Raw genomic sequence first — 23,125 nt, 5'->3', positions numbered from 1 at the left:
GAGGTTAAAACCTCTGCTAAATTATCTAAAAATCTACATTTAAATTAAGTACTTGATTGCACCTTTACCACATTTTCGCTACTTGCTTCTTTTTCCTCAGCTAAACGTTTTGGTTGCAAGTAAAGGTTCTCTAGCAATACTGACGCCCCAGCTATCCAAGGAGGAACAATGACAGCACCAATAATACCTAAGACTTGAGTTCCACCCAGTACTGCTAGAAGTTGATACAGTGGGTGAACTTGTACCGAAGAACCTACAAGTAGCGGATCGAGTACATAAGTTTCTAGATTTTGAATAATGACAAATAAAAGTAGCACCCAAACAAATGTTAAACCACCTTGAGAAAGTGCCACAATTAAAGCTGGAATTGCACCTAAAACAGGTCCAATAAAAGGAATTAAGTTAGTAAAGCCAGCAATCACGCCCAAAGCTAAAGCAAATTCTGACAAACCCAAAATTCCTAAACCTAGAGTAATTGCGACTCCTAAAATTCCAGAAACTAAAACTCGACCTTGAATATAACCGCCCATTCGTTGGCTAATTGGAATAACTTGTGCGTCAAGACGTTTGTCCCAGGGTTGGGGAAATAAACTAACGATTCCTTTAATTAAATTTTCGCGCCCAGCAACCATGTAGCCAGAAATTAGTAGTGCTAGAATTAGGCTCAACACTCCATCGATGACACTGCGCGTAAAGCCGTAAGAACGTACCACAAGTTGTTGACCTGAACCAATAATCCAACTTGTTAACGCTTGCGTATCAAAGAATCGGTCAATAAATTCGGGTTGTTCAGTTCCCAGCCTTAAAGCGATATTTTCTGCTAAAGTGCGGAGATTATCGAGATAAACTGGAATTAAGCTGACTAAAGTTTGCAGTTGTTCAGCGACAGTAGGACCAATAATTAATCCTGCACCAATGACAATCGCAAGTAACGTCAGATAAACGCTAATAACTGCTAGCCAGCGTGGTATGCGGAGTTTTTCTGCTTTTTCAATAACAGGTGCGATCGCCGCCGCGATCACGACTGCAATCATTACTGTCACCAGCAAACTCCGCAATTGCCATAACAGCGCGACAAGAAAACCTGTAGCCACAATCACTAACAGATTCACCACTGATACCCGATTGCGATTTAGTTGCGATGCCATCGCGTTACACCGCCAGGCTGGTCAATTAACGTGATACCCTGATTCTGAAGTTCATTACGAATCCGATCCGCCTCAGCAAAATTGCGGTTTTTGCGAGCAGCTTTCCGCTGTTCAATCAAATTTTCAATTTCAGGATTGCTTAAAACAGTAACTGAGCTTTTATGACTGGGTTCAGGTAAAGTATGTAAGCTTTCAATTTCTATAGGAGGTCTAGCTTCAAAGCCTAAAACTTGCGCCAAAGTCACCAACGTATGCCACTGTTGTGCTAATTGTTCTGGCGGAGTTTCTGTTTTACCTTGATGCACTAAGATGTTTCCTTCGCGGCGTAAATCTTTAGCTAACTCAAACAGAACTGTCAACCCTCCAGGAAAATTAAAATCATCATCAACTTCTTCTTGAAATCGCTGTACAACTTCTGGTATTAAGTGACTCCCTCGCTCCTCAAATCCTAGTTGCTTGCCATACTGATAGCCAAACAGTAGCCCCTCTCTAAGTGTGTGCCAACCATTTGTCGCGGCGGCGATCGCTTCATCTGTAAAATCTATTGGCTTGCGATACTGCGCTGTCAACACAAACAATCGCACCGCCATTGGATCTGTAGGGCGATCTAACAATTCCCGAATCGTGATAAAATTACCTAGAGACTTGGACATTTTTTCGCCATCTACCGTCACCATGCCATTGTGCATCCAGTAATTAGCCAACGGTTTACCTGTAACGGCTTCACTTTGAGCAATTTCATTTTCATGATGGGGAAAAATTAAATCTGCACCACCAGCGTGAATATCAATCGTCTCGCCCAAATTGTCACGCACCATCGCCGAACATTCGATATGCCAACCAGGACGTCCTGCACCCCAAGGCGACTCCCATGCTGGTTCTCCGGCTTTTGCACCTTTCCACAATGCAAAATCAAACGGATCTTTTTTCTTTTGGTACTCAGGATCTTCAATATTGACGCGATCGCTTTTTCCCGCTTGCAAATCTTCTAACTTACGCCCCGAAAGCTTACCATATGTATTAAACTGACGCACTGCATAATAAACATCACCATCGGCTGGGTAGGCATAGCCTTTTTGTTCTAATTCGTACACCAAGCGCTTAATACCATCTAGCGTGTGTGTTGCGCGAGGATAGGCGTCTGCGCGTTGAATATTTAGCCGATCCATGTCCTCAAAATAGGCTTGGATATAGCGTTCAGCAACCACTTGCATTGTTGAGCCTTCATCCCGTGCGCGGTTGAGAATTTTGTCATCAATATCCGTAAAATTTTGAATATATTTCACTTGGTAGCCACGCCATTGTAAGTATCGACGTACAACATCCCAAACAATACACGCCCGTGCATGACCCAAATGGCAGTAATCATATACAGTGACGCCACAGTAATACATTTGCACCTTGCCAGCTTGAAGCGGAGTAAAGGTTTCTTTCCGACGGGTAAGTGTGTTGTATAGCGTTAGGGTCATGACAAAATGGTGAAATGAGCTTTTCGGCAATAATAGGAGAAGAGTGGAATGTGTCAGCTAGCAATCTTAAGAAAGTAGCTTTGATCGCTCTGTAACTCTATATTCCTATTTTTTGACATTTTCGACAGCACAGCTATGCAATCTACAGCAACTTCAGATCATCAAGCAATGGATGCCTCAAAACGTGGCTTGCCGGTTACTATTATTACGGGTTTTCTAGGCAGTGGTAAGACAACTCTACTCAATCATATCCTGGCGAACCAGGAAGGCTTGAAAACTGCGGTCTTAGTCAATGAGTTTGGTGAAATTGGTATCGATAATGAGCTTATTATCCAAACGGGCGATGATATGGTGGAACTCAGCAACGGTTGCATTTGCTGCACCATCAATAATGACTTAGTAGAGGCAGTTTATAAAGTTCTCGAACGTCAAGACAAGCTCGATTATCTGGTAGTAGAAACAACCGGACTTGCCGATCCCTTACCTGTGGCGTTGACCTTTTTAGGCACTGAGTTACGTGACTTAACCCGCTTGGATTCCATTATTACAATGGTAGACGCGGCAAACTACAGCTTAGATTTATTCACTTCGCAAGCCGCCCACAGCCAAATTGCCTATGGTGATGTGATTATCCTGAATAAAGCTGATTTGGTGGAAGAAGCTGAGTTAGAGCGCTTAGAAGGTAAAATTCGGGAAGTGAAAGAAGGTGCGAGAATTCTGCGTACTACGCGATCGCAAGTTCCGCTACCATTGATTTTGAGTGTTGGTTTATTCGAGTCTGATAAGTATTTTGATGCTGAAGACGAGTATCATCACGATCATGACCACGATCATCACCATCACGATCATGATTGCGAACACGACCACCATGACCATCACTCGCACCACTTAGAAAACGACGGGTTTACTTCAATATCATTTCAAAGTGATAAGCCACTATCAATTCGCAAGTTTCAGTATTTCTTAGATAATCAATTACCTGAAACTGTATTCCGCGCCAAAGGTATTTTGTGGTTTGACGAAAGTCCCAAACGCCACATTTTCCACTTGTGTGGCAAGCGATTTAGCATTGATGATGAAGAATGGAATAGTGGCGATCGCAAAAACCAGTTAGTGTTAATTGGGCAAAATCTCGACCATGAAACTTTACGTACTCAGTTAGAGAACTGTGTTTGTCTTCCTTCTACATCGCGTGGTAGAGGCTTCGGTAAGTAGATGATTCAAGAGAGTTAAGATAGCTTGAAAAGTTCTTAACTCTCCCTTGCCCTTTAAATGTTGGCTACAGTTAGAGATTTCACAATTTATTAGGTGGAATTGCTATGCAAAGATGAAACAACGCGATCGCTCTTTACTCACCTCCATCATTAATGCTGTTTGCCAACTGCTGCACTACATATACCGATAATCCAGTCACTCGTGCCACCATTTCTATCGTAAGTCCCTCGCGCAACAAATTAGCAGCTACTGATCGAATACCCTCTTGAATGCCTTCTTGTATACCCTCTTGAATTCCTTCCGCACGACCTTCCGCACGACCTTCCGCACGACCCTTAGCGAGACCCTTAGCGAGACCCTCGGCGCGTCCCTCTTCTACCGAAGCTTGATATGTTACTGATTCCTGCATGAGTTCCCTCCGCAGTACCTGTTGTATAATGTCTTTCTCTAATACTAACCCAGCTAGAATAAATGCTGATGCTGCGACATTATTTTGCACGCGTTGATCGGAAATTTTAACGATCTCCTGTGCTACTTGCTGTAGTGTTCCTACACGGTTACTCGTTTGGCTCAAAACTGCGAGGGGTAATAAGCCTGGATATTGCAGAAATAGACTTGTTGGTTGTTCCCACAGGCGAATCACGTCAAATTCATGACGAGTTTTTTCAAGGACAAAGGTTGTTTGTTGTGCTAATTCGGAATTTGATTGTCGTAGATAAATGACAACTTGATGCATCTCCTTCAAAGGAAAGCGCCGATACACTCGCAGCCGATAATCAATCATCCGAAATGGAATATCGCTTTTAGGTTGAGTTTGAAACTCTAGATGCAGTACAACTTCTTCTGCTTCCAGTAAGATCAACGCATCAGCATGAATCGGTTCTAGTGAGAGTTCTGAAGGACTCAATTTAGTAAAAGTAAGAGATTTTCCGAGTAGCCAATTGGCAAAATCGCTAGAAAAATTCTCGACTAAAAATTTACAGATATTATCAAACATGAGGAAATTTTATCAGGTGATTCTCGCGATCGCTGATGTCTCAAGGAAGCTACTATTTGGCAAAGTCGTGAAAACTTAACTCAATAAATATGCGTGTTGTGATTCAACGAGTTAAATCTTCTCAAGTTACCGTTGATGGTGAACTTGTTGGCAAAATTGGGCGAGGGCTGAATTTACTTGTGGGTATTGCTGATACTGATACAGAAGCTGAACTTGATTGGATGGTACGCAAGTGCTTAGAATTGCGCATTTTTCCTGACGAAGATGCTAGTGGCGATCGCTTTTCTAAATCTGTGCAGGAAATTGGTGGCGAATTATTGGTTATTAGCCAATTTACGCTTTATGGTGACTGTCGCAAAGGTCGTCGTCCTTCTTTTGATCGTTCTGCATCGCCCAGCATCGCAGTTGATTTGTATCACTTATTTGTGAGCAAACTTCGGCAAAGTGGTTTAAGAGTGGAAACTGGCATATTTGGTGCAATGATGCAAGTTTCGATTGACAATGATGGTCCAGTTACTCTTTTACTTGATAGAGAGAATATTTAGTACAGCAAATGCGCCCTGCAAAGTTATTTTGATCCCTGCCTATTGACAATTACCAATTATCCAAAAAATGAGAAAATATGAAGTTACAGATAAGATGCAAAAAGTGTAATCGCAAAGTATTATGGCTCAAATTCAGTTTTTTAGAGGCGTTGATGAAGAAGTTATTCCAGATGTACGTCTGACGCGATCGCGCGATGGTAGTAACGGTACAGCCACTTTTTACTTTCAAAATCCTCAGGCTTTGAGTAGCGAAGCGACAGAAGAAATTACTGGAATGTACATGATTGATGAAGAGGGGACGCTGACAACTCGTGAAGTGAAGGGTAAATTCGTTAATGGTAAGCCAGAAGCATTAGAAGTGTTTTACCTCATGAAATCTGCTGATGAATGGGATCGCTTCCTGCGCTTTATGCAGCGCTATGCAGAAACTCATGGCTTAGAATTCAGCAAGTCATAAATTTATTACTTTTACTTTGATGACGCATCAGCCGCACCCTGATCTGACTAGTATGACAATCACCTGTGCTGTCATCACAGTAAGTGATACGCGCACTGTTGAAACTGACAAAAGTGGTCAACTAATTAAAAAGCTACTTTTGGATGCCGGTCGTAATGTGGGGGCATATACAATTATTCCAGATGAGCCAAGACAAATTCAAAATCAGTTATACAACCTAGCTAACCAAGTAAATTTGGACGTAGTAATTTGCAATGGTGGTACTGGAATTGCCCCCAGAGATACAACATATGACGCGATCGCAAATCTCCTTGAGAAAACTTTACCTGGCTTTGGAGAGTTATTTCGCTACTTAAGTTACAAAGAAATCGGTTCGCGAGCAATCGCCTCTCGGGCGATCGCTGGAGTATATCAAAGCAAACTGATTTTTGCTCTTCCTGGTTCTTCTAATGCAGTCAAACTAGGAATGCAGCAATTAATTTTGCCCGAACTTGTTCATTTAGTTAGTCAAATAAGAGGAGATGGAAAGAAATAAAGCATGAATTACAAACGCCCTTCGACTTCCTTCAGAGCTATCCAAACAAAGTTTTAAGTTTTGAATGTTCTTAACTTATAACTCAACACTTCACGACTAACTGTTCATTCTTGACGAGTAATTCACAACTCTAAATTGGTGGATATAGTTTGTATATCAGCGAATTTATTTGCACTCGCATTCATGCAGGGGGTCTATTATCTACAAGCTACTATCACTCCTCACCTTTTCTAAATACTTACTTTGTTCAACCACAAACAAACTCCAGCTAAAATTGCATTAATCAAGTAAAACACCCCTACTACTTGTAATTCTGACCAGCCTGATAGTTCAAGATGATGATGTAAAGGAGCCATCTTGAATAGACGTTTCCCTACACCGTTAGGATCTTTGGTGGCTTTGTAATAACCAACTTGTGCCATGACTGAAAGTGTCTCGACAAAAAAGATTCCACTAAGAATAAATAGTGCCCAAAGTGTGTTGCTAAGTAATCCTACAGCAGCTAATGCACCACCTAAAGCCAGCGATCCTGTATCTCCCATGAATACACGCGCTGGATTACGATTGTGAACTAAAAATCCTAAACAGCTACCACTCATACAAGCACAAAAAATCATCAATTCAGGATTGGTAGAAGCAACTAAAGCACCCAAACCTAAAAATGCGATCGCCACTGTTCCGCCAGCTAAGCCATCGACACCATCAGTCAGGTTAGTAGCGTTACTTTCGGCAACCATAACAAAAACTGCTAATAGCCAAAATAACAAACCTAACGGCAACGCATAACCAAAGGGTAAGCTCACTGTAGTAATATTGCTCGATTGGCTCCACCACAACCACAGACAAAACAGCACTGCAAAACCAATCTGTAACGCAAGTTTCATCCGAGGCGAGATGCCTTTATTTGATTTATGTCGTAAGATTTGCCAATCATCCAGCCAACCAATCGCTGCATAACCTAATGTCAACAAACATACTGCAACGACATTGGTTGTAAAGCTCGACAAAATTGCAGCGCATGCGATCGCAACAGGAATAAAAAAAACGCCTCCCATTGTTGGCGTACCTGCTTTTTTTAAATGAGCTTGAGGACCATCTTCGCGAATGACTTGCCCTGTTTTTAATTTAACAAGTAATGGAACAACACCATACCCTATTCCCGCAGCTGCTATTCCACAAACAATTAAAGGTAAACTTAGAGAAGTAGTTTGCCAAGGCAATCGGTTTGCAATCCAATCTAGAACAAGTGCCGTAATACTTATTGATACGCCTAATAGCACAAGTAGATTGATGCCAGACAAATGAAATGAATCCGAAGATGATTTAGCTTCCACGACATTTCCTCACAACAGCACTTTTTAGATGACGACTCCTAAACCTATCTGCAGCAATGTACCTGCCACAAGATTTAGAGTAACCAGCATAGAGTTTACGGGCTGTTTGATTTGCCGTCAAACTCAAAGTGAGTTGTGAAGGTTTTCTAGTGACTTACTTATTTGACTAAGAATGCATGTAGTGTTTCTGCAAACAGCAGAGTGCTAATCTTCTACTTCTATAGCATCATCATCATCAAGGTCGTAAGACATATCATCTGGGTCCATTAAGCCAGCAATTTCTTCTTCATCGTCTGAATAGTCTGGTTCTTGTTGGTCACGCGCTATCAAGCGACCTGACGACTCTAACCAATCGAGTAATGAAGATTCATTCTTTACAGGAATCACAGCAGCACGTTGATCGCGAGGTTCTTCACGTAGAGCAGAATTACGCATAGAAAGTATTTTAATCTATATAGTTCAAGTTTATCACTAAAAAAGCTGTTTCCTTTTAGCTGAAAACCTTGATAGTGAAAAGGTAACAAAAATATCAAAAAAACTTATTAACTATAGGTGACTTATTCAACCGAGAATAATTTGTAAGGATAACTAAGCTAGTGTTGGTGAAATAAGGTGTAAATTTCCACAGAAAAAATAGGGAAGGGTGTGATGGTAGGAAAAACAACACTGTTAGAAGCGATCGCAGGCAAAAATCGCGGACTACTGGCAACTGAGCAAGACAAGCAAGCTATTTTAATGGCGATCGCTCAGCTAGAAGAGCGCAACCCGACTCCTCGCCCTGTTGAAGCGGGAGAATTCCTCGATGGTGACTGGCGACTGCTTTACACCACGAGTAAAGGTTTATTAAATATTGACCAATTGCCATTATTCAAGCTCGGTCAAATTTATCAATCTATCCGTGTTGCGACAACCAGTGTCTACAACATCGCAGAAGTTTATGGCATACCTTTTTTAGAAGGAATGGTGGCAGTTGCTGCGCGGTTTGAGCCACTTTCTGAACGTCGAGTCCAAGTAAAATTTGAGCGTTCAATCTTGGGTTTACAGCGTTTGGTAGGATACAACAAGTCTCCCAAGGACTTTATTGGGCAGATTGAAGCGGGTAAAAAGTTTGCAGCAGTTGATTTTCGTTTAGATAACCGCGAACAACAAGGATGGCTAGATATTACTTATCTCGATCGTGATTTACGCATCGGGCGTGGTAACGAAGGCAGCGTTTATGTTTTAAGTAAAGTTTAGCGATCGCTGTCATTACCACTCATGACTAGTTGAGCTAGGTAATTTAATTGATTTTAAGATAGCTATTGAGCTATTGCGCAGTCTATTGTTTATTTTGAGCAATTATTGCTGCCGCTGTCTGTGCGTCTACTGGCTGATAAAATAAGTACCCTTGTCCATACCTACACCGTAATATTTTAAGCTGTTCCCTTTGTTCTACTGTTTCTATTCCTTCTGCTATTGCGTCCATGCCCAAATTCTGAGCTAGTGTCATGATGACTTGAACAATTTTTGTCTTCTCATGATTAGCTTGAATTGTGCTGATAAAAGAGCGATCAATTTTGAGCACATCAACTGGAAAGCGGTGTAAAGAACTCAAGGATGAGTAGCCTGTACCAAAGTCATCTAAATATATTTCAATGCCCAAGTCTCTCAGTCGCAAAAGCATGGCAGTTGCAGATTCTGCATTCTCCATAATTGTGCTTTCAGTGATTTCCAGCTTCAAGCTACGTGCATCAAGGTTAGTTAATTGCAGAATGTGAATGATTTGCTCAACGAGATCTAGTTGTGAAAACTGTTTGCTGGAGAGATTGACACTGATTGTTAAGGGTTGAGCGGAAAATTCCGACTGCCATGTCCTTAGCTGGCGGCATGCCTCATAAAGTACCCAATAGCCAATCGGGACGATCGCTCCAGTTTCTTCTGCTACCGAGATAAAATCAGCTGGATTCAGCAAGCCCCGCGTTGGATGTTGCCAGCGAATTAGCGCTTCAAACCCAGTGATCTCGCCTGTGTCTACTAGTACTATTGGCTGGTAATAAATCTGGAACTCCTGACGTTCAATTGCCCGTCGGAGATCGTTCTCTAGTTGCATGAGCTTCACAACCGAGTCATGCATTTCTATATCAAAGACTTCGTAACGAGCCTTACCTAGCACCTTTGCACGGTACATTGCCGTATCAGCATCGCGGAGCAAGACTTCCGGTTGGTGATAATTTGTTGTGCCCAGAGCAATGCCTATACTGATGCTAGTAAATACTTCGTGCCCACTCAAGTTGCAAGGCAATGATAGTCTTTTCTGAATCCGCTCTGCCACATCAGTAGCGTCACTGATACCCCTAATATTGTCAAGCAAAATCACAAACTCGTCACCTCCGAGCCGAGCAACCATGTCCTCAGGTCGCAAACACGCTTTCAATCTGCGTGCAGTTGCAATCAGTAGCTGATCTCCAACCATATGCCCAAGGCTATCGTTAACAACCTTAAAACGATCTAAATCGATAAAAAGCACAGCAAATAAGTAGTCTGTTTCCCACTTCTTCTTCAAAATTGCAGATTTCAACCGCTTCATAAAAAGTGCTCGGTTCGGCAAACCTGTCAACTCATCATGAAAGACATGGTGGCGGAGTTTTGCTTCTGATTTTTGACGCTCGATGATGCTTTGTTTCAAATCTTTTAAATTACGTCGCAACTCTAGTTGTGCCACGACTTGGTCAGCTAAAACCCGTAGAAATTGTATTTGTTCGCAACTTAATTTTCGTGGAACATGATCGAGTACGCATAAAGTTCCCAAAGTAAAGCCAGTGGGAGTAATCAAAGGAGCACCTGCATAAAATCGAATCCGAGCGTCACCAACCACAAAAGGGTTAGTTGCAAAGCGCTCATCAGCTAAAGTGTCTGGGATAACTAGTAATTCAGCTTGCCGGATAGTATAAGCGCAGAAAGTAATATCGCGGGGTTCTTCAGTTGCCATGAACCCTACTTTTGATTTAAACCACTGTCGCTGAGCATCTACTAAACTAATTGCAGCAATTGGAGTTTGGCAAATGTAAGCAGCCAAGCGAGTTATGTTGTCAAAGTGTGCTTCAGGAACAGTATCTAGAATCTGATACTGACACAGCGCCTGCAAACGTTTAATTTCTGTCTCAGGTAATTTACACTGCCAATGTGAGTTTGAACTACTCGGAAGCATAGCAAGCTTAGCGCATAAACCATGATTAATGTGTGGTCAAATTTTCTGGCGATAAGGTGATTATACTCATTTGCTTTATTCAATTTACTAGTCTTTGGAGACAGAAATTCAAGGCAACATTAAGTGAGTGAATGGGCAATACCCTCTTTAGGATATTACCCATATCCTTGGACAATAGGTAGACTGCCTTAGCTGTAGAGGCAATTCTTGCCTCAGCTCACAATTTAGTCAATTCCTATCACTTAAAAAACACAGCATTCTGCCACTACTTACAGATAGTAACCTACGACAAGGCAAAGTAGAATAGGCATTAACTCCAATAAGTTAAAGGCATATTCTGACCGCGATATCCTACAAAACATGACATAGATACTCGTGGTCCCTGCTTGGATGGACGTACTGCATGAACTCGTCCTGAGTCAAAGAGAACTAGATCGCCAGCACGGGGTTTATACAGCACTTGTGATGGTGGGAGTTTATTTTGATCAAAGTGCAGATCGTCGCAAGCAAGTTTGAGAAACTCTTGATAAGACGGTTTGATTCCCCAAATCTCTAGCTCTCCACCAAATTTTGCTTCTCGTAAATATATGTTTGCAGAAAGCTGCGACAGAAGCAGTCCATCGCTTGAATTATCTACAATATCACGAGCTAACACATCCTGGTGTGGTGGAAGCTCAAAGCTATCCTCGAACATACGTGCAATTCCAACCATCATTGGTTGTCCATGAATGTTCTCAAGCCGAGCGCCTGCAAACCATACTTCTTCAAGCTCGACTCGGAGTTTATCTATTGGGGAAAGGTAAGGAAAGCAAGTATTTCTGATAGTAGTGCGCATACGCTGGGCTTCTGCATAGTACTGTTCAAGTAGCCTTGGATCTCCTTTTGTTTCAAAAAAAGTCATTCCAGTTCTTTGAACACCAACATTTTGTGCTCGTAAGTAGCGGGCAAACTCCGGAAGTTTTAGCAACCTTTTGCATAGTTGCTCGCAAAGCCACTTTGGATAGTAGTCAGTAATGCACAAGGCAATGAATTTACCTTGTACCAAGTCAACTAAGTCTTGTCGTGTGAGAACTGTTGTGGCTTTAATAGGTAATGTTGTAACATCTGTGCGTGTCACTTCTTTACGAGCTACACCGACTCCCATATGAATCCTCCAAAAAAGTAAGTTCGAGATGAGACTAATGTAGTTACAGAAAGCCCACAAACTCATCAAAAAACATACCTATTAGTTATGGGAACCTAAGAAAGAACTGAATAGATTTACTCACCTTCGCTGCGCTGAAGCTAAACGCAACAACCCATGCTGGTGTTTTGATTTAAGGCTAGTTGGACGTGGTGACAAAAGCAGCGTTTATGTTTTGAGTAGATAGCGATCGCAATTAGTATCCGTTACCAATTACCGCAACCCCTAAGTTAACCTAAAGCTAATCAATTACTAGTTGGTGCCATGTTTCAAAAAGACGCGCTGCAGTCATCCTCAGAACTTCTGCCCACAATGTACGATTTACCAAGCTGCGTTAGTATGATGCTCAAGGCAATTGGGTGGCAACGGAACTTGAACAACAACGCCAGCGCGCCGATCGCTTAGAAGCCGGACTTCGAGCTTTGCGAGGTCAGAGAGACCCCGCTGTACAACGCTAGCGCTTCCTCTAACTTCGTGAATTGCACTAGAGTAACAACAGCTCACCTAGCTGAGTAAAATTAAATAAAGCTAGTTATCAATAGCTCTATGCGTCTATCTCAGGGACAGCTCAACTTACTTGAACGTTGTCCGCGTCAATTTCAACACACTTACTTAGAGCAACTCGGCTCACCAACCAGTTTAGAGCAACAAGAGCGCCTTACATGGGGCAGTCGCTTTCATTTGCTCATGCAGCAGCGCGAACTTGGATTGCCAATTGAATCTTTAGTGCAAGAAGATGCTCAACTACAATGCTGGATGAGTGCTTTTACCAGCGTTGCACCAGAAATAACACCAGATCTCACCACTCAATCATTCCGCGAAAGCGAACATTGCCGTACATTACAAGTGCAAGATTATCTGTTGACAGTCATTTATGACTTACTTATTGCAGACGATCGCCAAGCTCAAATTCTCGATTGGAAAACTTATCCCAAACCCCAAAATCGCCGCGCTTTAGCACATAACTGGCAAACACGACTTTACTTGTATGTCCTCGCAGAAACAAGCGAATACGTACCCGAACAGTTGTCTATGACTTACTGGTTTATTCAGTCAGAAAATCAGCCACAAAGTCTCAAATTTACTTACAACAACGCTCAGCACACCAAAACAGCACAACAACTAAACTATCTCTTAAACCAACTTACACAATGGTTGCAAGGTTACGAATATGGCGAACTATTTCCCCAAATAACATTAGGAAGCAAGCTGTGCGATCTGTGTCAATATGCAACGCGCTGTCATCGCGATCGCGATGACAGCGCATCTCCTCAAAGCTTACTGCCAAATCTTGTAAATATTCAAGAAGTCCCACTATAAAGGACTAAATAGTAAATTAGTTATGGCGCACGACACTACAGATTCAACATATACATCCTCAGTTTATGTCCGCGAATTAGAAATTGACGACCTTGCTCCTGTGTATCACTTAGGAGAAAAGTTATTTACGAGTGATTTATATCCCTACTTGTACCGTACATGGGATCAGTGGGAGGTAATTGGACTCTATAACACCGATCCTGAATATTGTCTTGTTGCAGAAATTGACGGCAAACTAGCAGGCTTTATTCTAGGCACAGTCATTACAAAAGGTTCTTGGACATACGGTTACATTATTTGGTTAGGAGTTAACCCCCACTTTCAACGCCGTGGAGTTGGCGACACTTTAGTAGACAAACTCATTGAACGGATGATTGAAGATGGTGCGCGGTTTATGCTTGTTGATACTGATCCCGCCAATATACCCGCCGTTAAATTTTTTCAGCGTAAAGGCTTTGGCAACAGCCGGCAGCATATTTTCTTATCCATGAATTTAAGTAGAAACGAATACTACGGCAGATTAATTTCTTACGAAAGACAAAAAGCTGAAAGAGCAGGTTATAAGCGATCGCGTCCCACTGTATCGCGCAAACCTGAAGGAATCGCCGGTGAAGTTGCCCTCAATTCTCTAGTAGATGAAAATAGTGATTAGTAACTAACCCCTCGCCCCTCGCCCCTCACTCCTCACCCCTTCTTCATGCCAGAACAACTACAGTGGCTGCTACCACCTGTTGAATCACCACCCGAATGGTTTATCCAAGCTGTTAGTCAGTATTGTCCAAACTCCTCTGGTAGATATGCTGCACAGCTATTGTGGCAACGAGGAATTTGCGATCAGTACAGTCTAGATTCATTTGTCAATCCCCAAGCTTGTCAAGAATTAGCAAGTCCCTTTGAATTTGGTGCAGAAATGTATCAAGCAGTAGAACGACTTCAACAAGCACGCGATCGCTGCGAAAAAGTTGCAATTTGGGGAGACTTTGACGCTGATGGGATTACATCAACCGCTGTGCTTTGGGATGGCTTAGGACAGTTTTTTAGCCAAAACACGCACTTAGTTTATTATATTCCTAATCGCATTACTGAGTCTCATGGTTTAAACTGTCAGGGGATTGAGCTGCTTGCTAAACAAGGTTCGCAGTTAATTGTTACTTGCGACACAGGTAGTACTAATATTGCTGAAATCGAGTATGCAAAGCAACTAGGTATTGATACTATTGTCACCGACCATCATACATTGCCGCTAGAACGACCGCCAGTTGTCGCAATTATCAATCCTCGATATTTACCACAAGACCATCCCTTATTTCATCTTTCAGGAGTTGCTGTTGCATATAAACTCGTAGAAGCTTTGTATCAAAAAACAGATAACCCTCAACAACCGCTAGAAGATTTACTTGATTTAGTTGCAATTGGTTTAATTGCAGATTTGGTACAGCTTTCTGGTGATTGTCGCTATTTAGCGCAGTTGGGTATTGCCAAAATGCAGCAAGACTTCAAACAACCAGCTTCACAACGACGACGTCCAGGGGTAGGAAGATTATTAGAGTGGTGTCAGAAAAGTGGCGATCGCCCTACTGATATTTCCTTTGGTTTGGGTCCGCGCATCAATGCCGTCAGCCGAATTCAAGGTGATGCTAGTTTTTGTGTAGAGTTACTAACAAGTCGCGACTTACAACGCGTTGAACAGCTAGCACAAGATACAGAACTGGCAAACTCTCGACGTAAATCTTTACAAAAAGACGTTGCCCAGCAAGTGACGGCGAAACTACAGCAATTGGACTTATCGACCACTAGTGTTATTGTTTTAGCAGATCCTCAATGGTCTGCGGGTGTACTTGGCTTAGTCGCTGGACAAGTTGCACAAGAAACCGGACGTCCGACAATATTACTGAGTACTGAAGGTGCAAGTACAGAACACACTACCTTAGCCCGTGGTTCGGCACGTTCGGTCAATCAAATCGATTTATATCAGTTGGTAAAAGATCAGGCACATTTACTACATCGCTTTGGCGGACATCCTTATGCTGCAGGATTGAGTTTACCAACAGAAAATATTTCTTTATTTGCTGAGGCAATTAATCAAAAATTACGACAGTCCTTAGGTGGTGCGATGACAACACCAACAATTCAAGCAGACTTAATGTGTACTGTCCAAGCCCTAGGCAAAGAGCTTTTTTGGGAATTGAAATTACTCGAACCTTGTGGTATGGGAAATCCTGTACCAAAATTATTGATTCAAAATTGCTGGTTTGAAAATGCTTGGCATCGTAATCAACAAGATGGACAAGGGAAAAAAGTTCAATATATTAAAACCGAATTTGATCTTCGAGATGATTCAACACAAGCTAAATTTCCTGGTGTGTGGTGGGGACACTACAAAGACGAATTACCACCTACACGGTGCGATTGCATCGTAGAGATTGATTATAACTCATTTAAAAAACGTTACGAAATTCGAGTTGTGGCACTGCGGACAGCAGAAAACGCTTCGGCTCAAACAACTGACACGACTAATCTAGATTTATTAGACTGGCGTAATCTACCTAGTGAAATTGATACCAATTTAGAAGAGGCACTGATTGTTCAAGATTGTCCTCGGAGTTGGGATAATTTACGTACTTGGTTTAAGCGATCGCTTGCCGAAAAAAAACAGCTAGTGTTAGCCTGGAAAAAACCACAATTTATCCTACCTAATCAAATTTGGCTTTCGTTACTCGGAATTGCAAAGTACATTAGTCGTACAGGTCAAACTGTCTCGCGGTTTCAACTATGTCAAAAACTAGAAATTAGCGATCAAACACTTAAACAAGGATTTCAAGCACTTACTAGTATAGGTTTTACAATTAGTTCTGTTGATCGAAGTTTTATCGTCCATTGGCAACCACAAGCCAAAATATCTGAAGATGAATGCTTGCAAGTGATTGAAAAATTCTTAATTACTGTGCAAGAGGAACAATTTCAACAGCAGTACTTCTCGACAGTTCCCTTATCCACTATTCAAGCGATGATACGCGGATCAAGTTTGTAAAAAGAGAAACTAGGGAAACACAGAGAATTGCCAGATGAATTATATGTTCTAACCACTAAAATCACTCATAGTTTCTTTCGGTTAAATGACACTGCGAAAACTGGCACAAAATAATTGATATATCAATGAGGAACCCAAGTATCGTGGAGATAATATTTTTGAAAACCATAACGATTTAACTGTTATTACTGCCATCACAGACTAACCAAGTGTATAGTCAATAGCAACAAAATACTCAGTGCAAAGATGTAGGCTCTGAGTAATACTAAATTCTAAGCACAAAAATTACTTCGCAATATTCCAATGCAGCAATACTTTAAACGCTTATCATTGTGCCATTTTGCTTTATTTAGTGGAGCGATCGCCACGACTGTAACAATGTCCCTGTTGCCAGTTCGCTCAGTTCGTGCTTCATTTCAAGACAGTCCTAAAGCTTTGGTAGATGAAGTTTGGCAGCTTGTTAATCGCGAATATGTTGACGCTACATTCAATAAAGTTAATTGGCAAACAAGCAGGCAAAACCTTTTAAGCAGAAACTATACTTCCAAAGAACAAGCTTATAATGCTGTTCGAGAAGAACTAGAAAAACTAGGAGATCCCTATACTCGCTTTCTCGATCCTAAACAGTTTGCCGCACTGACAGATCAGACATCTGGAGAACTCTCTGGCGTTGGCATTCGCATGGAAGTCAATGAGCAAACCAAGCGTTTGACTGTGGTAGAAGCAATCGAAAATTCTCCTGCACTACAAGCTGGTATCAAATCGGGAGATCAGATATTAGCTATTGATGGTAAACCAACACAAGGCTTAGATGTTCAGCAAGCTTCTAGTATGATTCGCGGTCAGGCTGGAACACCTGTGAGTTTAAGTATCGGACGTTCTGGACAGCAAAATCTAAATATTAAACTCACGCGGGCAAGAATAGAAGTACCAACAGTCCGTTACTCTGTCAAACAAGAAGGCAAAAATCGCGTTGGTTATATCAGCTTACGAGAATTTAATGCTCATGCTGCAGAACAAATGCAACGAGCAATCTACGATCTCAACCGCCAACAGGTCAATGGCTACGTATTAGATTTACGCGGTAATCCTGGAGGCTTATTGCAATCGAGTATTGAAATTGCGCGGATGTGGCTAGAAACCGGCGATATTGTTCGTACTGTAGACCGCCGAGGGAGAAGTGAAAAAATAGCAGCAAATCGTACTGCGTTAGTCAAGCAGCCTGTAGCTGTGCTTGTCGATGGTAATTCTGCTAGTGCCAGCGAAATTCTAGCAGGGGCAATCAAAGACAACAATAGAGGAGTGGTTGTCGGTAGCCAAACATTTGGTAAAGCGCTAGTGCAATCAGTTCATTCACTTTCTGACGGTTCTGGTTTAGCAATTACAATTGCTCATTACTACACACCTAAGGGAACAGATATTAGTCAAAAGGGCATTACACCTGATGTCAAAATAGACTTAACAGAAGCACAGATACGTCAGCTAGCAAGTAATCCAAACTTAGTTGGTACTCAAAACGATCCACAGTATATTCGCGCGATCGCTGTGCTAGGCACAAACTCCTTGGCTCAAACTACACCAAATCAAACGCTGAAACCATCGGATATGCGGTAGTTAAGAGTGGCTAGTAGCTAGTGATATAGTGGCTAGTTTTGAGATTTGAATGGAAGAATTTTCATAACTCAACACTCAACACTCAACACTTCACGACTCCTCTGCCCCTCATTTTCGCTACAGTGAGAAGATAGCGTCAAGGAATATGTAGATGTCCGCACAACTTTTGCTGGTAGACGACGAACCAGGCTTGCGAGAAGCTGTTAAAGATTATCTGCAAGAAAGTGGTTTTACTGTTCAGGTAGCTAGTAATGCTCATGAGGGATGGGAATTACTACAGCAAAATATACCTGATTTGGTCATTTCTGACATTATGATGCCACAGATAGATGGCTACCAATTCCTTAAGCAAATGCGCGACGATCCTCGCTTTCAAACTTTGCCAGTCGTATTTCTGACAGCAAAAGGTATGACTACAGATCGTATCCAAGGCTATCAAGCTGGTGTTGATGCTTATTTACCCAAGCCATTTGACCCAGATGAGCTAATCGCCATTATAGAAAATTTACTGGCACGTCGGGCAACAACTTCAAGTGGTGAGTTGGGAGAAACGCCTGATATTGCTGATTTGGCAAATCAAATTGCTCAAATTAAAGCACTGTTAACTCAGCGCCAGGGTATTGCAACAACTCCAGCTCCCATTAAAATTGATTTAACTCCCAGAGAACAAAGTGTTTTAAACCTCGTTACAGAGGGCTTGATGAATAAAGAAATTGCTCGTCGTCTGCAAACGAGTGTCCGCAATGTAGAAAAGTATGTTAGTCGCTTATTTAGCAAAACAGGTACAAATAGTCGAACTGAGTTAGTCCGTTTTGCTTTGGAGCATGGCTTGACGAAATAAACTAATAAACTTACCAAGCAGGGGCAGGCAAGATGTCTACTCTACTGCTTCTTTAACTGAGAAATACATTAAGAAAAATTACGATAATTTAATTTTTTGGTGTTGTTTGTTGCTAATTGAAAGCTTAATGATAAATTCATAACAATACTCACTTAATAAACCAAAAGTTATGAAAGTCTCAAAACACTTAGGCGAGTCAATTGCTCTAGGTTTCGTTTTTGTATTGACAAGCGCTGGTATCATTACAATCATGTCTGTTTTCTAAGCTCTTTATTTTAATAATCCTAATATTTCTTAAAGTTACCCTGTTCAGCGACAGGGTACTTTTATTTCAAGTCAACACAATCTGGCTGCTATAGCAATAAGTCAATAGGTCGGGACACTATACGCAGCTCAAAACCACTCATCTAGCTAGCTTCTAATTCTGAACCATAAGTTTGCGCGATTCGCGTTCTCTAACCCCTGAGTGCTATAAGACTGACACAAAGCTTAAAGACGTTGCAGCAAGCTTAGACCGTGAGTATCAGTGCCACAAGTGTTGAATAAACCGTAGTGATTAGCTAAGACTTGTACTTCTGCGGATTGTTTTGGGCTAGGATGCCAAGGATTAGGATTGTTATAAGCGTAAAAAGCTTCGACTCCATCGATACCTAAAGCAGCAGCCGCTGGAATTAGTTCTTGGTGCGATCGCTTGTACCGTGCTGGGTGTGCTAGTACCGCTAGTCCTCCAGCTTGATGAATTGCTGTAATGACGTTCTCTGCTTGGTAGGTTTTGCCTACAGTTGTTCTTCTTCGCAAATAAGGAGCTATACTGAGGTGCTCTAGTTGAAAAGCATAGCCTAAGATGTGAACTTCTACATTCAATAAGTTGGCATTAATTTCTACACCAGTCCAAACTTCTGGCACGATATGTTTAAGGTGAGGTTTTGACTTCAAGTCATCTAAGTAACTTAGAGCAACGCGATAACCATCAACAGTGTGGTGATCGGTAATTGCAAGTCCTTTTAACCCAATTGCGATCGCCTGTTGTATTAACTCTTCAGGTTGCAGTTTACCATCCGAGTAAACAGTATGCATATGAAAGTTAAAATACCGCGGGCAGCTTTGTCCATTAATTTTGTGGAAGACTTGCTTTAAGTGTGATGATGCAGAAGTTTGGGCAACGACAGCCATAATCGCCTCTCGTACCTATGTACGCTCTTGACTATCTTTATAAAGACTTTACCCAAACAGCAATAAAAGTACACATTAAGCGTTAGTTATTTAAAACCATTACTCGTGACAATTACGACTCAAGGGCAAAGTTTTATTTCATTATGTTAAGACTGTAGCAAAAGAAAAGCTTAATAGCCATGCAGATTACTTATAAGAAATTTAAATGAAACGAATGATTGATGCGATCGCAACAAATCAATTTTTCCCTCACCCCTCATCCCTAACTTCTAACCCCTTTGGTAGTTGCAGTTGTTGCCTGCCATTACGAATAATGCGGAGCATATCATTAAGCTGCTGCTCAATACTCCTTAAGACACTATCAGCATATTCATCTGCACCATTTTGGATATCTTCAGCTTCAGCGATCGCAGCTTGGCGCATTTGTCGTAATTCCTCTTGAGCCTGACGGCGCATTTGCTCGATTTCTGCTTGGACTTGTTGCTGCATTGCAATGCAATCTTGTTCAACTTGCTGACGAATTTCTTGTGCAGCAGCTTCGGCTTGCCGAACAATTGTAGTTTCATGAAGTAATTGTGCTGCTTTAGCTTCAGCAGCTTGAATAATTTCTTGTGCGTGTTGCTCTCCCTGCAACAAAATTTCTTCTTTTTGCTCGACAACCGCCTGTGCTTCTTGAAATACAGATGGTAGACTAAAGCGAATTTGATCGAGCTGATCGAGTATCACTTCCTCATCAATCAGAGTTTTTCGTGTCAGAGGAATGCGAGGACTGGCGAGGATTTTTTCTTCCAGTCGGTTCAATGCCGTCTGGATATCTGTATTTCTTGCTTCCTGAGGAATTTTATTTGGCTCAGGATCTATTCTTAAGGGGTCTTGGTGTGACATCGGTAGATATCTAAGGCAACGTGCTGAGGAACAAGGTGATCGACGGAACCACCAAATTTGGCAATCTCTTTCACCACACTACTACTTAAAAAACTATGCTCATTAGAAGTTGCTAAAAAAACTGTTTCGATATGGGTAGAAAGCGTTTTATTTGTATGTGCCATTTGCAACTCGGCTTCAAAATCAGAGATTGCTCGCAAACCCCGCAAGAGAACTTGTGCTTGTCGCATTTGAGCGTACTTCACTGTTAAACCGTCAAAGCTGTCAATTTCTACATTTGTCAGATGAGATGTTGATATCCGTATTTGCTCTAGCCGTTGTTGCACCGAAAACAAAGGTGTTTTGTTAGGATTACGCAACACAGCGACAACAACTTGCTCAAAGAGGCGACAGCCGCGCTCGATGATATCAAGGTGTCCTAAAGTAATCGGATCAAAGCTCCCAGGATAAATAGCAATCACGCTGTTAGCATTTCGGAGTTACTGAGAAATTATACCTGCTAGAGAAACTTTGATGGAAACTCAGTTTCAACTTAAGAAGAATGACGACTGGCGAGGTTGATGCGATCGCTCAATTGTCTCAGAGTTTGTGCTAAATTTTGATCATTTTCGCGTAACTGAGCAATCTTGTCGCAGCTATACAATACAGTTGTGTGATCTTTTCCACCAAATTCTTCACCGATTCTTGGTAAACTCAAGTCAGTGTGTTGTCGCATTAAATACATACCAATCTGACGTGCCCAGCTAATTTCGCGACGTCGCGAATTACCTTTAAGATCTTCTACAGAAACATCAAATTCATCTGCCACTACCATCAGCACAGCATCGGGAAAAGCTTCTACTTTCTCTACGGGTGGGTTTAATACTGGAGTAAGATTTTCTACACTCATTGACAAGCCAGAAATAGAAATATAAGCAACTGCCCGTATTAAAGCGCCTTCTAGTTCTCGAATGTTTGACTTGTAGTTATAGGCTATATACTCAATTACCTCCCTGGGTAGACGCATATTTTCATATTCGGCTTTCTTTTGCAGAATAGCCATTCTTGTTTCTAAATCTGGTGGTTGAATATCTGCGATTAACCCCATTGAGAAGCGAGAACACAATCTTTCTTGTAGGCGCGGGATTTGGTTGGGTGGACGATCAGATGCTAAAACAACTTGCTTACCTGCTTCATGCAAGGTATTAAATGTATGAAAAAATTCTTCTTGAGTATATTCTTTTCCTTCAATAAACTGAATATCATCTACCAACAACACATCAGCTGCCCGATAGTGCTCTCGAAAGCTTTGCATACTATCTTTACGAATTGAAGCAATAAGATCGTTAGTAAATTGTTCGGTAGAAACATAAAAAATTCTTGAATTAGGACACATTTCTAAACGGTAATGCCCGATTGCCTGCATCAAGTGTGTTTTCCCTAACCCGACGCCACCGCACAAAAATAAAGGGTTAAATTCGCGTCCTGGTGATTCAGCGACTGCCAAAGCTGCTGCGTGTGCCATGCGACTATTCGCACCCACAACAAAACGGGAAAATACATATTTAGGATTCAATTCAATAGGCTTAGGGCGATTGTTTGGCGGTTCTGGTATACTCGGCTCAATTGGTGCAGACCATCCTACTTCTGGCTCGTTGAAGGAAGTCACGCCATTTTCCTTGGCTACAGTGATTTGAACTTCTACAGCGTGACCGAGAATTTCTTCCACAACGCCTACAATTGTTTTGATGTAGTACTTTTGTAACCAATTGCGGGCAAATGGATTAGGGGTACAAATCACCAAGCAATTATTTTCTAGTCGTTGCGCACTAGCTGTTTTGATCCAAGTCTCAAAGGTGGGTCGAGTCAACTTTTCCTGTAGCCGCTCTAGTACCTGACTCCATAGACTTTCAAGAGAAAGTTCCACTACTTACCACCTCTACCTCTAGCAAAAAACGAATATAGGCAACCAATTTAGCAAACTCTGCTGCGCTTCGCTTGGCAACTATGATGAGAAACTTATATGATTAGTCATATAGTTATTTAAGAATGTTAAAGCCTTTGACACTAGCTAAAAATAACCGCAAAATTACAATGCGTAGGTAAAATGTTTTGCTTCAACTACGTTAGCGTGTCATTAGCTTTTCTAGACTAAAGAATATATTGAGAATTACGCCGCAAGGTACCACCAAAAGTTTGATTTTTAGAAAAC

Annotated in this window: 21 protein-coding genes; 10 read left to right on the top strand and 11 right to left on the bottom strand. The window is 41.6% G+C overall.

The genetic code is table 11. From position 1 onward, the window contains the following. Positions 1–44: 44 nt before the first annotated feature. Positions 45–1,148: an AI-2E family transporter gene (locus CSQ79_RS02865; RefSeq protein ID WP_099699668.1), complete on the bottom strand. Its 1,104-nt coding sequence runs from the start codon at positions 1,146–1,148 to the stop codon at positions 45–47. Further along, positions 1,133–2,617, bottom strand: coding sequence for a cysteine--tRNA ligase (gene cysS, locus CSQ79_RS02860; RefSeq protein ID WP_099699667.1), 1,485 nt, complete (start codon positions 2,615–2,617; stop codon positions 1,133–1,135). Before cysS ends, CSQ79_RS02865 begins: the two co-directional genes overlap by 16 nt. 135 nt (positions 2,618–2,752) lie before the next feature. Between cysS and CSQ79_RS02855 the strand changes: the two genes are divergently transcribed. Continuing rightward, positions 2,753–3,832: a CobW family GTP-binding protein gene (locus tag CSQ79_RS02855; RefSeq protein WP_099699666.1), complete on the top strand. Its 1,080-nt coding sequence runs from the start codon at positions 2,753–2,755 to the stop codon at positions 3,830–3,832. Positions 3,833–3,965: 133 nt separating this feature from the next. On the opposite strand, the gene CSQ79_RS02850 is transcribed toward CSQ79_RS02855, so the two are convergent. Further along, on the bottom strand, positions 3,966–4,829 hold the full coding sequence (locus CSQ79_RS02850) for an Rpn family recombination-promoting nuclease/putative transposase (protein ID WP_099699665.1): 864 nt from the start codon (positions 4,827–4,829) through the stop codon (positions 3,966–3,968). Between the two features lie 89 nt (positions 4,830–4,918). Between CSQ79_RS02850 and dtd the strand changes: the two genes are divergently transcribed. From dtd to CSQ79_RS02835, 3 genes are all read left to right on the top strand, one after another. Continuing rightward, on the top strand, positions 4,919–5,374 hold the full coding sequence (gene dtd, locus CSQ79_RS02845) for a D-aminoacyl-tRNA deacylase (protein ID WP_099699664.1): 456 nt from the start codon (positions 4,919–4,921) through the stop codon (positions 5,372–5,374). A 121-nt stretch (positions 5,375–5,495) separates the two neighbouring features. Then, a complete protein-coding gene (gene psb28 / locus CSQ79_RS02840) occupies positions 5,496–5,831 on the top strand; it encodes a photosystem II reaction center protein Psb28 (protein WP_099699663.1) in 336 nt (111 codons plus the stop codon). Between the two features lie 19 nt (positions 5,832–5,850). Then, complete coding sequence (locus CSQ79_RS02835) at positions 5,851–6,366, top strand: MogA/MoaB family molybdenum cofactor biosynthesis protein (protein ID WP_099699662.1); 516 nt, start codon at positions 5,851–5,853, stop codon at positions 6,364–6,366. A gap of 230 nt (positions 6,367–6,596) precedes the next feature. On the opposite strand, the gene mraY is transcribed toward CSQ79_RS02835, so the two are convergent. Both mraY and CSQ79_RS02825 read right to left on the bottom strand, forming a co-directional pair. Beyond that, on the bottom strand, positions 6,597–7,700 hold the full coding sequence (mraY, locus tag CSQ79_RS02830; protein WP_099699661.1) for a phospho-N-acetylmuramoyl-pentapeptide-transferase: 1,104 nt from the start codon (positions 7,698–7,700) through the stop codon (positions 6,597–6,599). Positions 7,701–7,904: 204 nt separating this feature from the next. Then, positions 7,905–8,135, bottom strand: a complete 231-nt coding sequence (locus CSQ79_RS02825) for a DUF3134 domain-containing protein (RefSeq protein ID WP_099699660.1) — start codon at positions 8,133–8,135, stop codon at positions 7,905–7,907. A gap of 213 nt (positions 8,136–8,348) precedes the next feature. On the opposite strand from CSQ79_RS02825, the gene CSQ79_RS02820 reads away from it, so the two are divergent. Then, the gene (locus CSQ79_RS02820; protein ID WP_099699659.1) at positions 8,349–8,936 is read left to right on the top strand and encodes a PAP/fibrillin family protein; all 588 of its coding nucleotides are present in this window, start codon (positions 8,349–8,351) and stop codon (positions 8,934–8,936) included. A gap of 82 nt (positions 8,937–9,018) precedes the next feature. On the opposite strand, the gene CSQ79_RS02815 is transcribed toward CSQ79_RS02820, so the two are convergent. Together CSQ79_RS02815 and CSQ79_RS02810 are read right to left on the bottom strand one after the other, a co-directional pair. Then, positions 9,019–10,887, bottom strand: a complete 1,869-nt coding sequence (locus CSQ79_RS02815; RefSeq protein ID WP_099699658.1) for a putative bifunctional diguanylate cyclase/phosphodiesterase — start codon at positions 10,885–10,887, stop codon at positions 9,019–9,021. Between the two features lie 310 nt (positions 10,888–11,197). Continuing rightward, on the bottom strand, positions 11,198–12,031 hold the full coding sequence (locus tag CSQ79_RS02810; RefSeq protein ID WP_289500357.1) for a 2OG-Fe(II) oxygenase: 834 nt from the start codon (positions 12,029–12,031) through the stop codon (positions 11,198–11,200). A gap of 585 nt (positions 12,032–12,616) precedes the next feature. Between CSQ79_RS02810 and CSQ79_RS02805 the strand changes: the two genes are divergently transcribed. The 5 genes from CSQ79_RS02805 to CSQ79_RS02785 all read left to right on the top strand — a co-directional run bounded on the left by CSQ79_RS02805 (position 12,617) and on the right by CSQ79_RS02785 (position 18,876). Further along, on the top strand, positions 12,617–13,390 hold the full coding sequence (locus tag CSQ79_RS02805; RefSeq protein ID WP_099699656.1) for a PD-(D/E)XK nuclease family protein: 774 nt from the start codon (positions 12,617–12,619) through the stop codon (positions 13,388–13,390). 22 nt (positions 13,391–13,412) lie between these two features. Beyond that, positions 13,413–14,042: a GNAT family N-acetyltransferase gene (locus CSQ79_RS02800; protein ID WP_099699655.1), complete on the top strand. Its 630-nt coding sequence runs from the start codon at positions 13,413–13,415 to the stop codon at positions 14,040–14,042. A gap of 45 nt (positions 14,043–14,087) precedes the next feature. Next, complete coding sequence (gene recJ, locus CSQ79_RS02795; protein WP_099699654.1) at positions 14,088–16,421, top strand: single-stranded-DNA-specific exonuclease RecJ; 2,334 nt, start codon at positions 14,088–14,090, stop codon at positions 16,419–16,421. Positions 16,422–16,724: 303 nt separating this feature from the next. After that, a complete protein-coding gene (ctpB, locus tag CSQ79_RS02790; RefSeq protein ID WP_099699653.1) occupies positions 16,725–18,035 on the top strand; it encodes a carboxyl-terminal processing protease CtpB in 1,311 nt (436 codons plus the stop codon). 151 nt (positions 18,036–18,186) lie between these two features. After that, positions 18,187–18,876 (top strand): response regulator transcription factor, encoded by a 690-nt coding sequence (locus tag CSQ79_RS02785; RefSeq protein ID WP_099699652.1) that lies wholly within the window; start codon positions 18,187–18,189, stop codon positions 18,874–18,876. A gap of 489 nt (positions 18,877–19,365) precedes the next feature. Here CSQ79_RS02785 and CSQ79_RS02780 read toward each other — a convergent pair whose 3' ends face one another. The 4 genes from CSQ79_RS02780 to dnaA form a co-directional block, all read right to left on the bottom strand. Then, positions 19,366–20,049: a PHP domain-containing protein gene (locus CSQ79_RS02780; RefSeq protein ID WP_099699651.1), complete on the bottom strand. Its 684-nt coding sequence runs from the start codon at positions 20,047–20,049 to the stop codon at positions 19,366–19,368. A gap of 249 nt (positions 20,050–20,298) precedes the next feature. Continuing rightward, positions 20,299–20,934 carry a F0F1 ATP synthase subunit B family protein gene (locus CSQ79_RS02775; RefSeq protein WP_099699650.1) on the bottom strand — a complete coding sequence of 212 codons (636 nt, stop codon included), beginning with the start codon at positions 20,932–20,934 and terminating at the stop codon, positions 20,299–20,301. Then, positions 20,913–21,395 carry a pantetheine-phosphate adenylyltransferase gene (gene coaD, locus CSQ79_RS02770; RefSeq protein WP_099699649.1) on the bottom strand — a complete coding sequence of 161 codons (483 nt, stop codon included), beginning with the start codon at positions 21,393–21,395 and terminating at the stop codon, positions 20,913–20,915. Before coaD ends, CSQ79_RS02775 begins: the two co-directional genes overlap by 22 nt. Before the next feature lie 71 nt (positions 21,396–21,466). Continuing rightward, positions 21,467–22,840 (bottom strand): chromosomal replication initiator protein DnaA, encoded by a 1,374-nt coding sequence (gene dnaA / locus CSQ79_RS02765; RefSeq protein WP_099699648.1) that lies wholly within the window; start codon positions 22,838–22,840, stop codon positions 21,467–21,469. Between the last annotated feature and the right edge of the window lie 285 nt (positions 22,841–23,125).

It is taken from the genome of Gloeocapsopsis sp. IPPAS B-1203, from assembly GCF_002749975.1.
Classification (GTDB): Bacteria; Cyanobacteriota; Cyanobacteriia; order Cyanobacteriales; family Chroococcidiopsidaceae; genus Gloeocapsopsis.
This window is presented reverse-complemented; position numbering and strand designations above follow the sequence as displayed.

Coding starts and splice junctions, on each gene's coding strand:
- CSQ79_RS02865 (WP_099699668.1), bottom strand. CDS start 1,148: ATGGCATCGCAACTAAATCGCAATCGGGTATCAGTGGTGAATCTGTTA.
- cysS (WP_099699667.1), bottom strand. CDS start 2,617: ATGACCCTAACGCTATACAACACACTTACCCGTCGGAAAGAAACCTTT.
- CSQ79_RS02855 (WP_099699666.1), top strand. CDS start 2,753: ATGCAATCTACAGCAACTTCAGATCATCAAGCAATGGATGCCTCAAAA.
- CSQ79_RS02850 (WP_099699665.1), bottom strand. CDS start 4,829: ATGTTTGATAATATCTGTAAATTTTTAGTCGAGAATTTTTCTAGCGAT.
- dtd (WP_099699664.1), top strand. CDS start 4,919: ATGCGTGTTGTGATTCAACGAGTTAAATCTTCTCAAGTTACCGTTGAT.
- psb28 (WP_099699663.1), top strand. CDS start 5,496: ATGGCTCAAATTCAGTTTTTTAGAGGCGTTGATGAAGAAGTTATTCCA.
- CSQ79_RS02835 (WP_099699662.1), top strand. CDS start 5,851: ATGACGCATCAGCCGCACCCTGATCTGACTAGTATGACAATCACCTGT.
- CSQ79_RS02825 (WP_099699660.1), bottom strand. CDS start 8,135: ATGCGTAATTCTGCTCTACGTGAAGAACCTCGCGATCAACGTGCTGCT.
- CSQ79_RS02820 (WP_099699659.1), top strand. CDS start 8,349: ATGGTAGGAAAAACAACACTGTTAGAAGCGATCGCAGGCAAAAATCGC.
- CSQ79_RS02815 (WP_099699658.1), bottom strand. CDS start 10,887: ATGCTTCCGAGTAGTTCAAACTCACATTGGCAGTGTAAATTACCTGAG.
- CSQ79_RS02810 (WP_289500357.1), bottom strand. CDS start 12,031: ATGGGAGTCGGTGTAGCTCGTAAAGAAGTGACACGCACAGATGTTACA.
- CSQ79_RS02805 (WP_099699656.1), top strand. CDS start 12,617: ATGCGTCTATCTCAGGGACAGCTCAACTTACTTGAACGTTGTCCGCGT.
- CSQ79_RS02800 (WP_099699655.1), top strand. CDS start 13,413: ATGGCGCACGACACTACAGATTCAACATATACATCCTCAGTTTATGTC.
- recJ (WP_099699654.1), top strand. CDS start 14,088: ATGCCAGAACAACTACAGTGGCTGCTACCACCTGTTGAATCACCACCC.
- ctpB (WP_099699653.1), top strand. CDS start 16,725: ATGCAGCAATACTTTAAACGCTTATCATTGTGCCATTTTGCTTTATTT.
- CSQ79_RS02785 (WP_099699652.1), top strand. CDS start 18,187: ATGTCCGCACAACTTTTGCTGGTAGACGACGAACCAGGCTTGCGAGAA.
- CSQ79_RS02780 (WP_099699651.1), bottom strand. CDS start 20,049: ATGGCTGTCGTTGCCCAAACTTCTGCATCATCACACTTAAAGCAAGTC.
- CSQ79_RS02775 (WP_099699650.1), bottom strand. CDS start 20,934: ATGTCACACCAAGACCCCTTAAGAATAGATCCTGAGCCAAATAAAATT.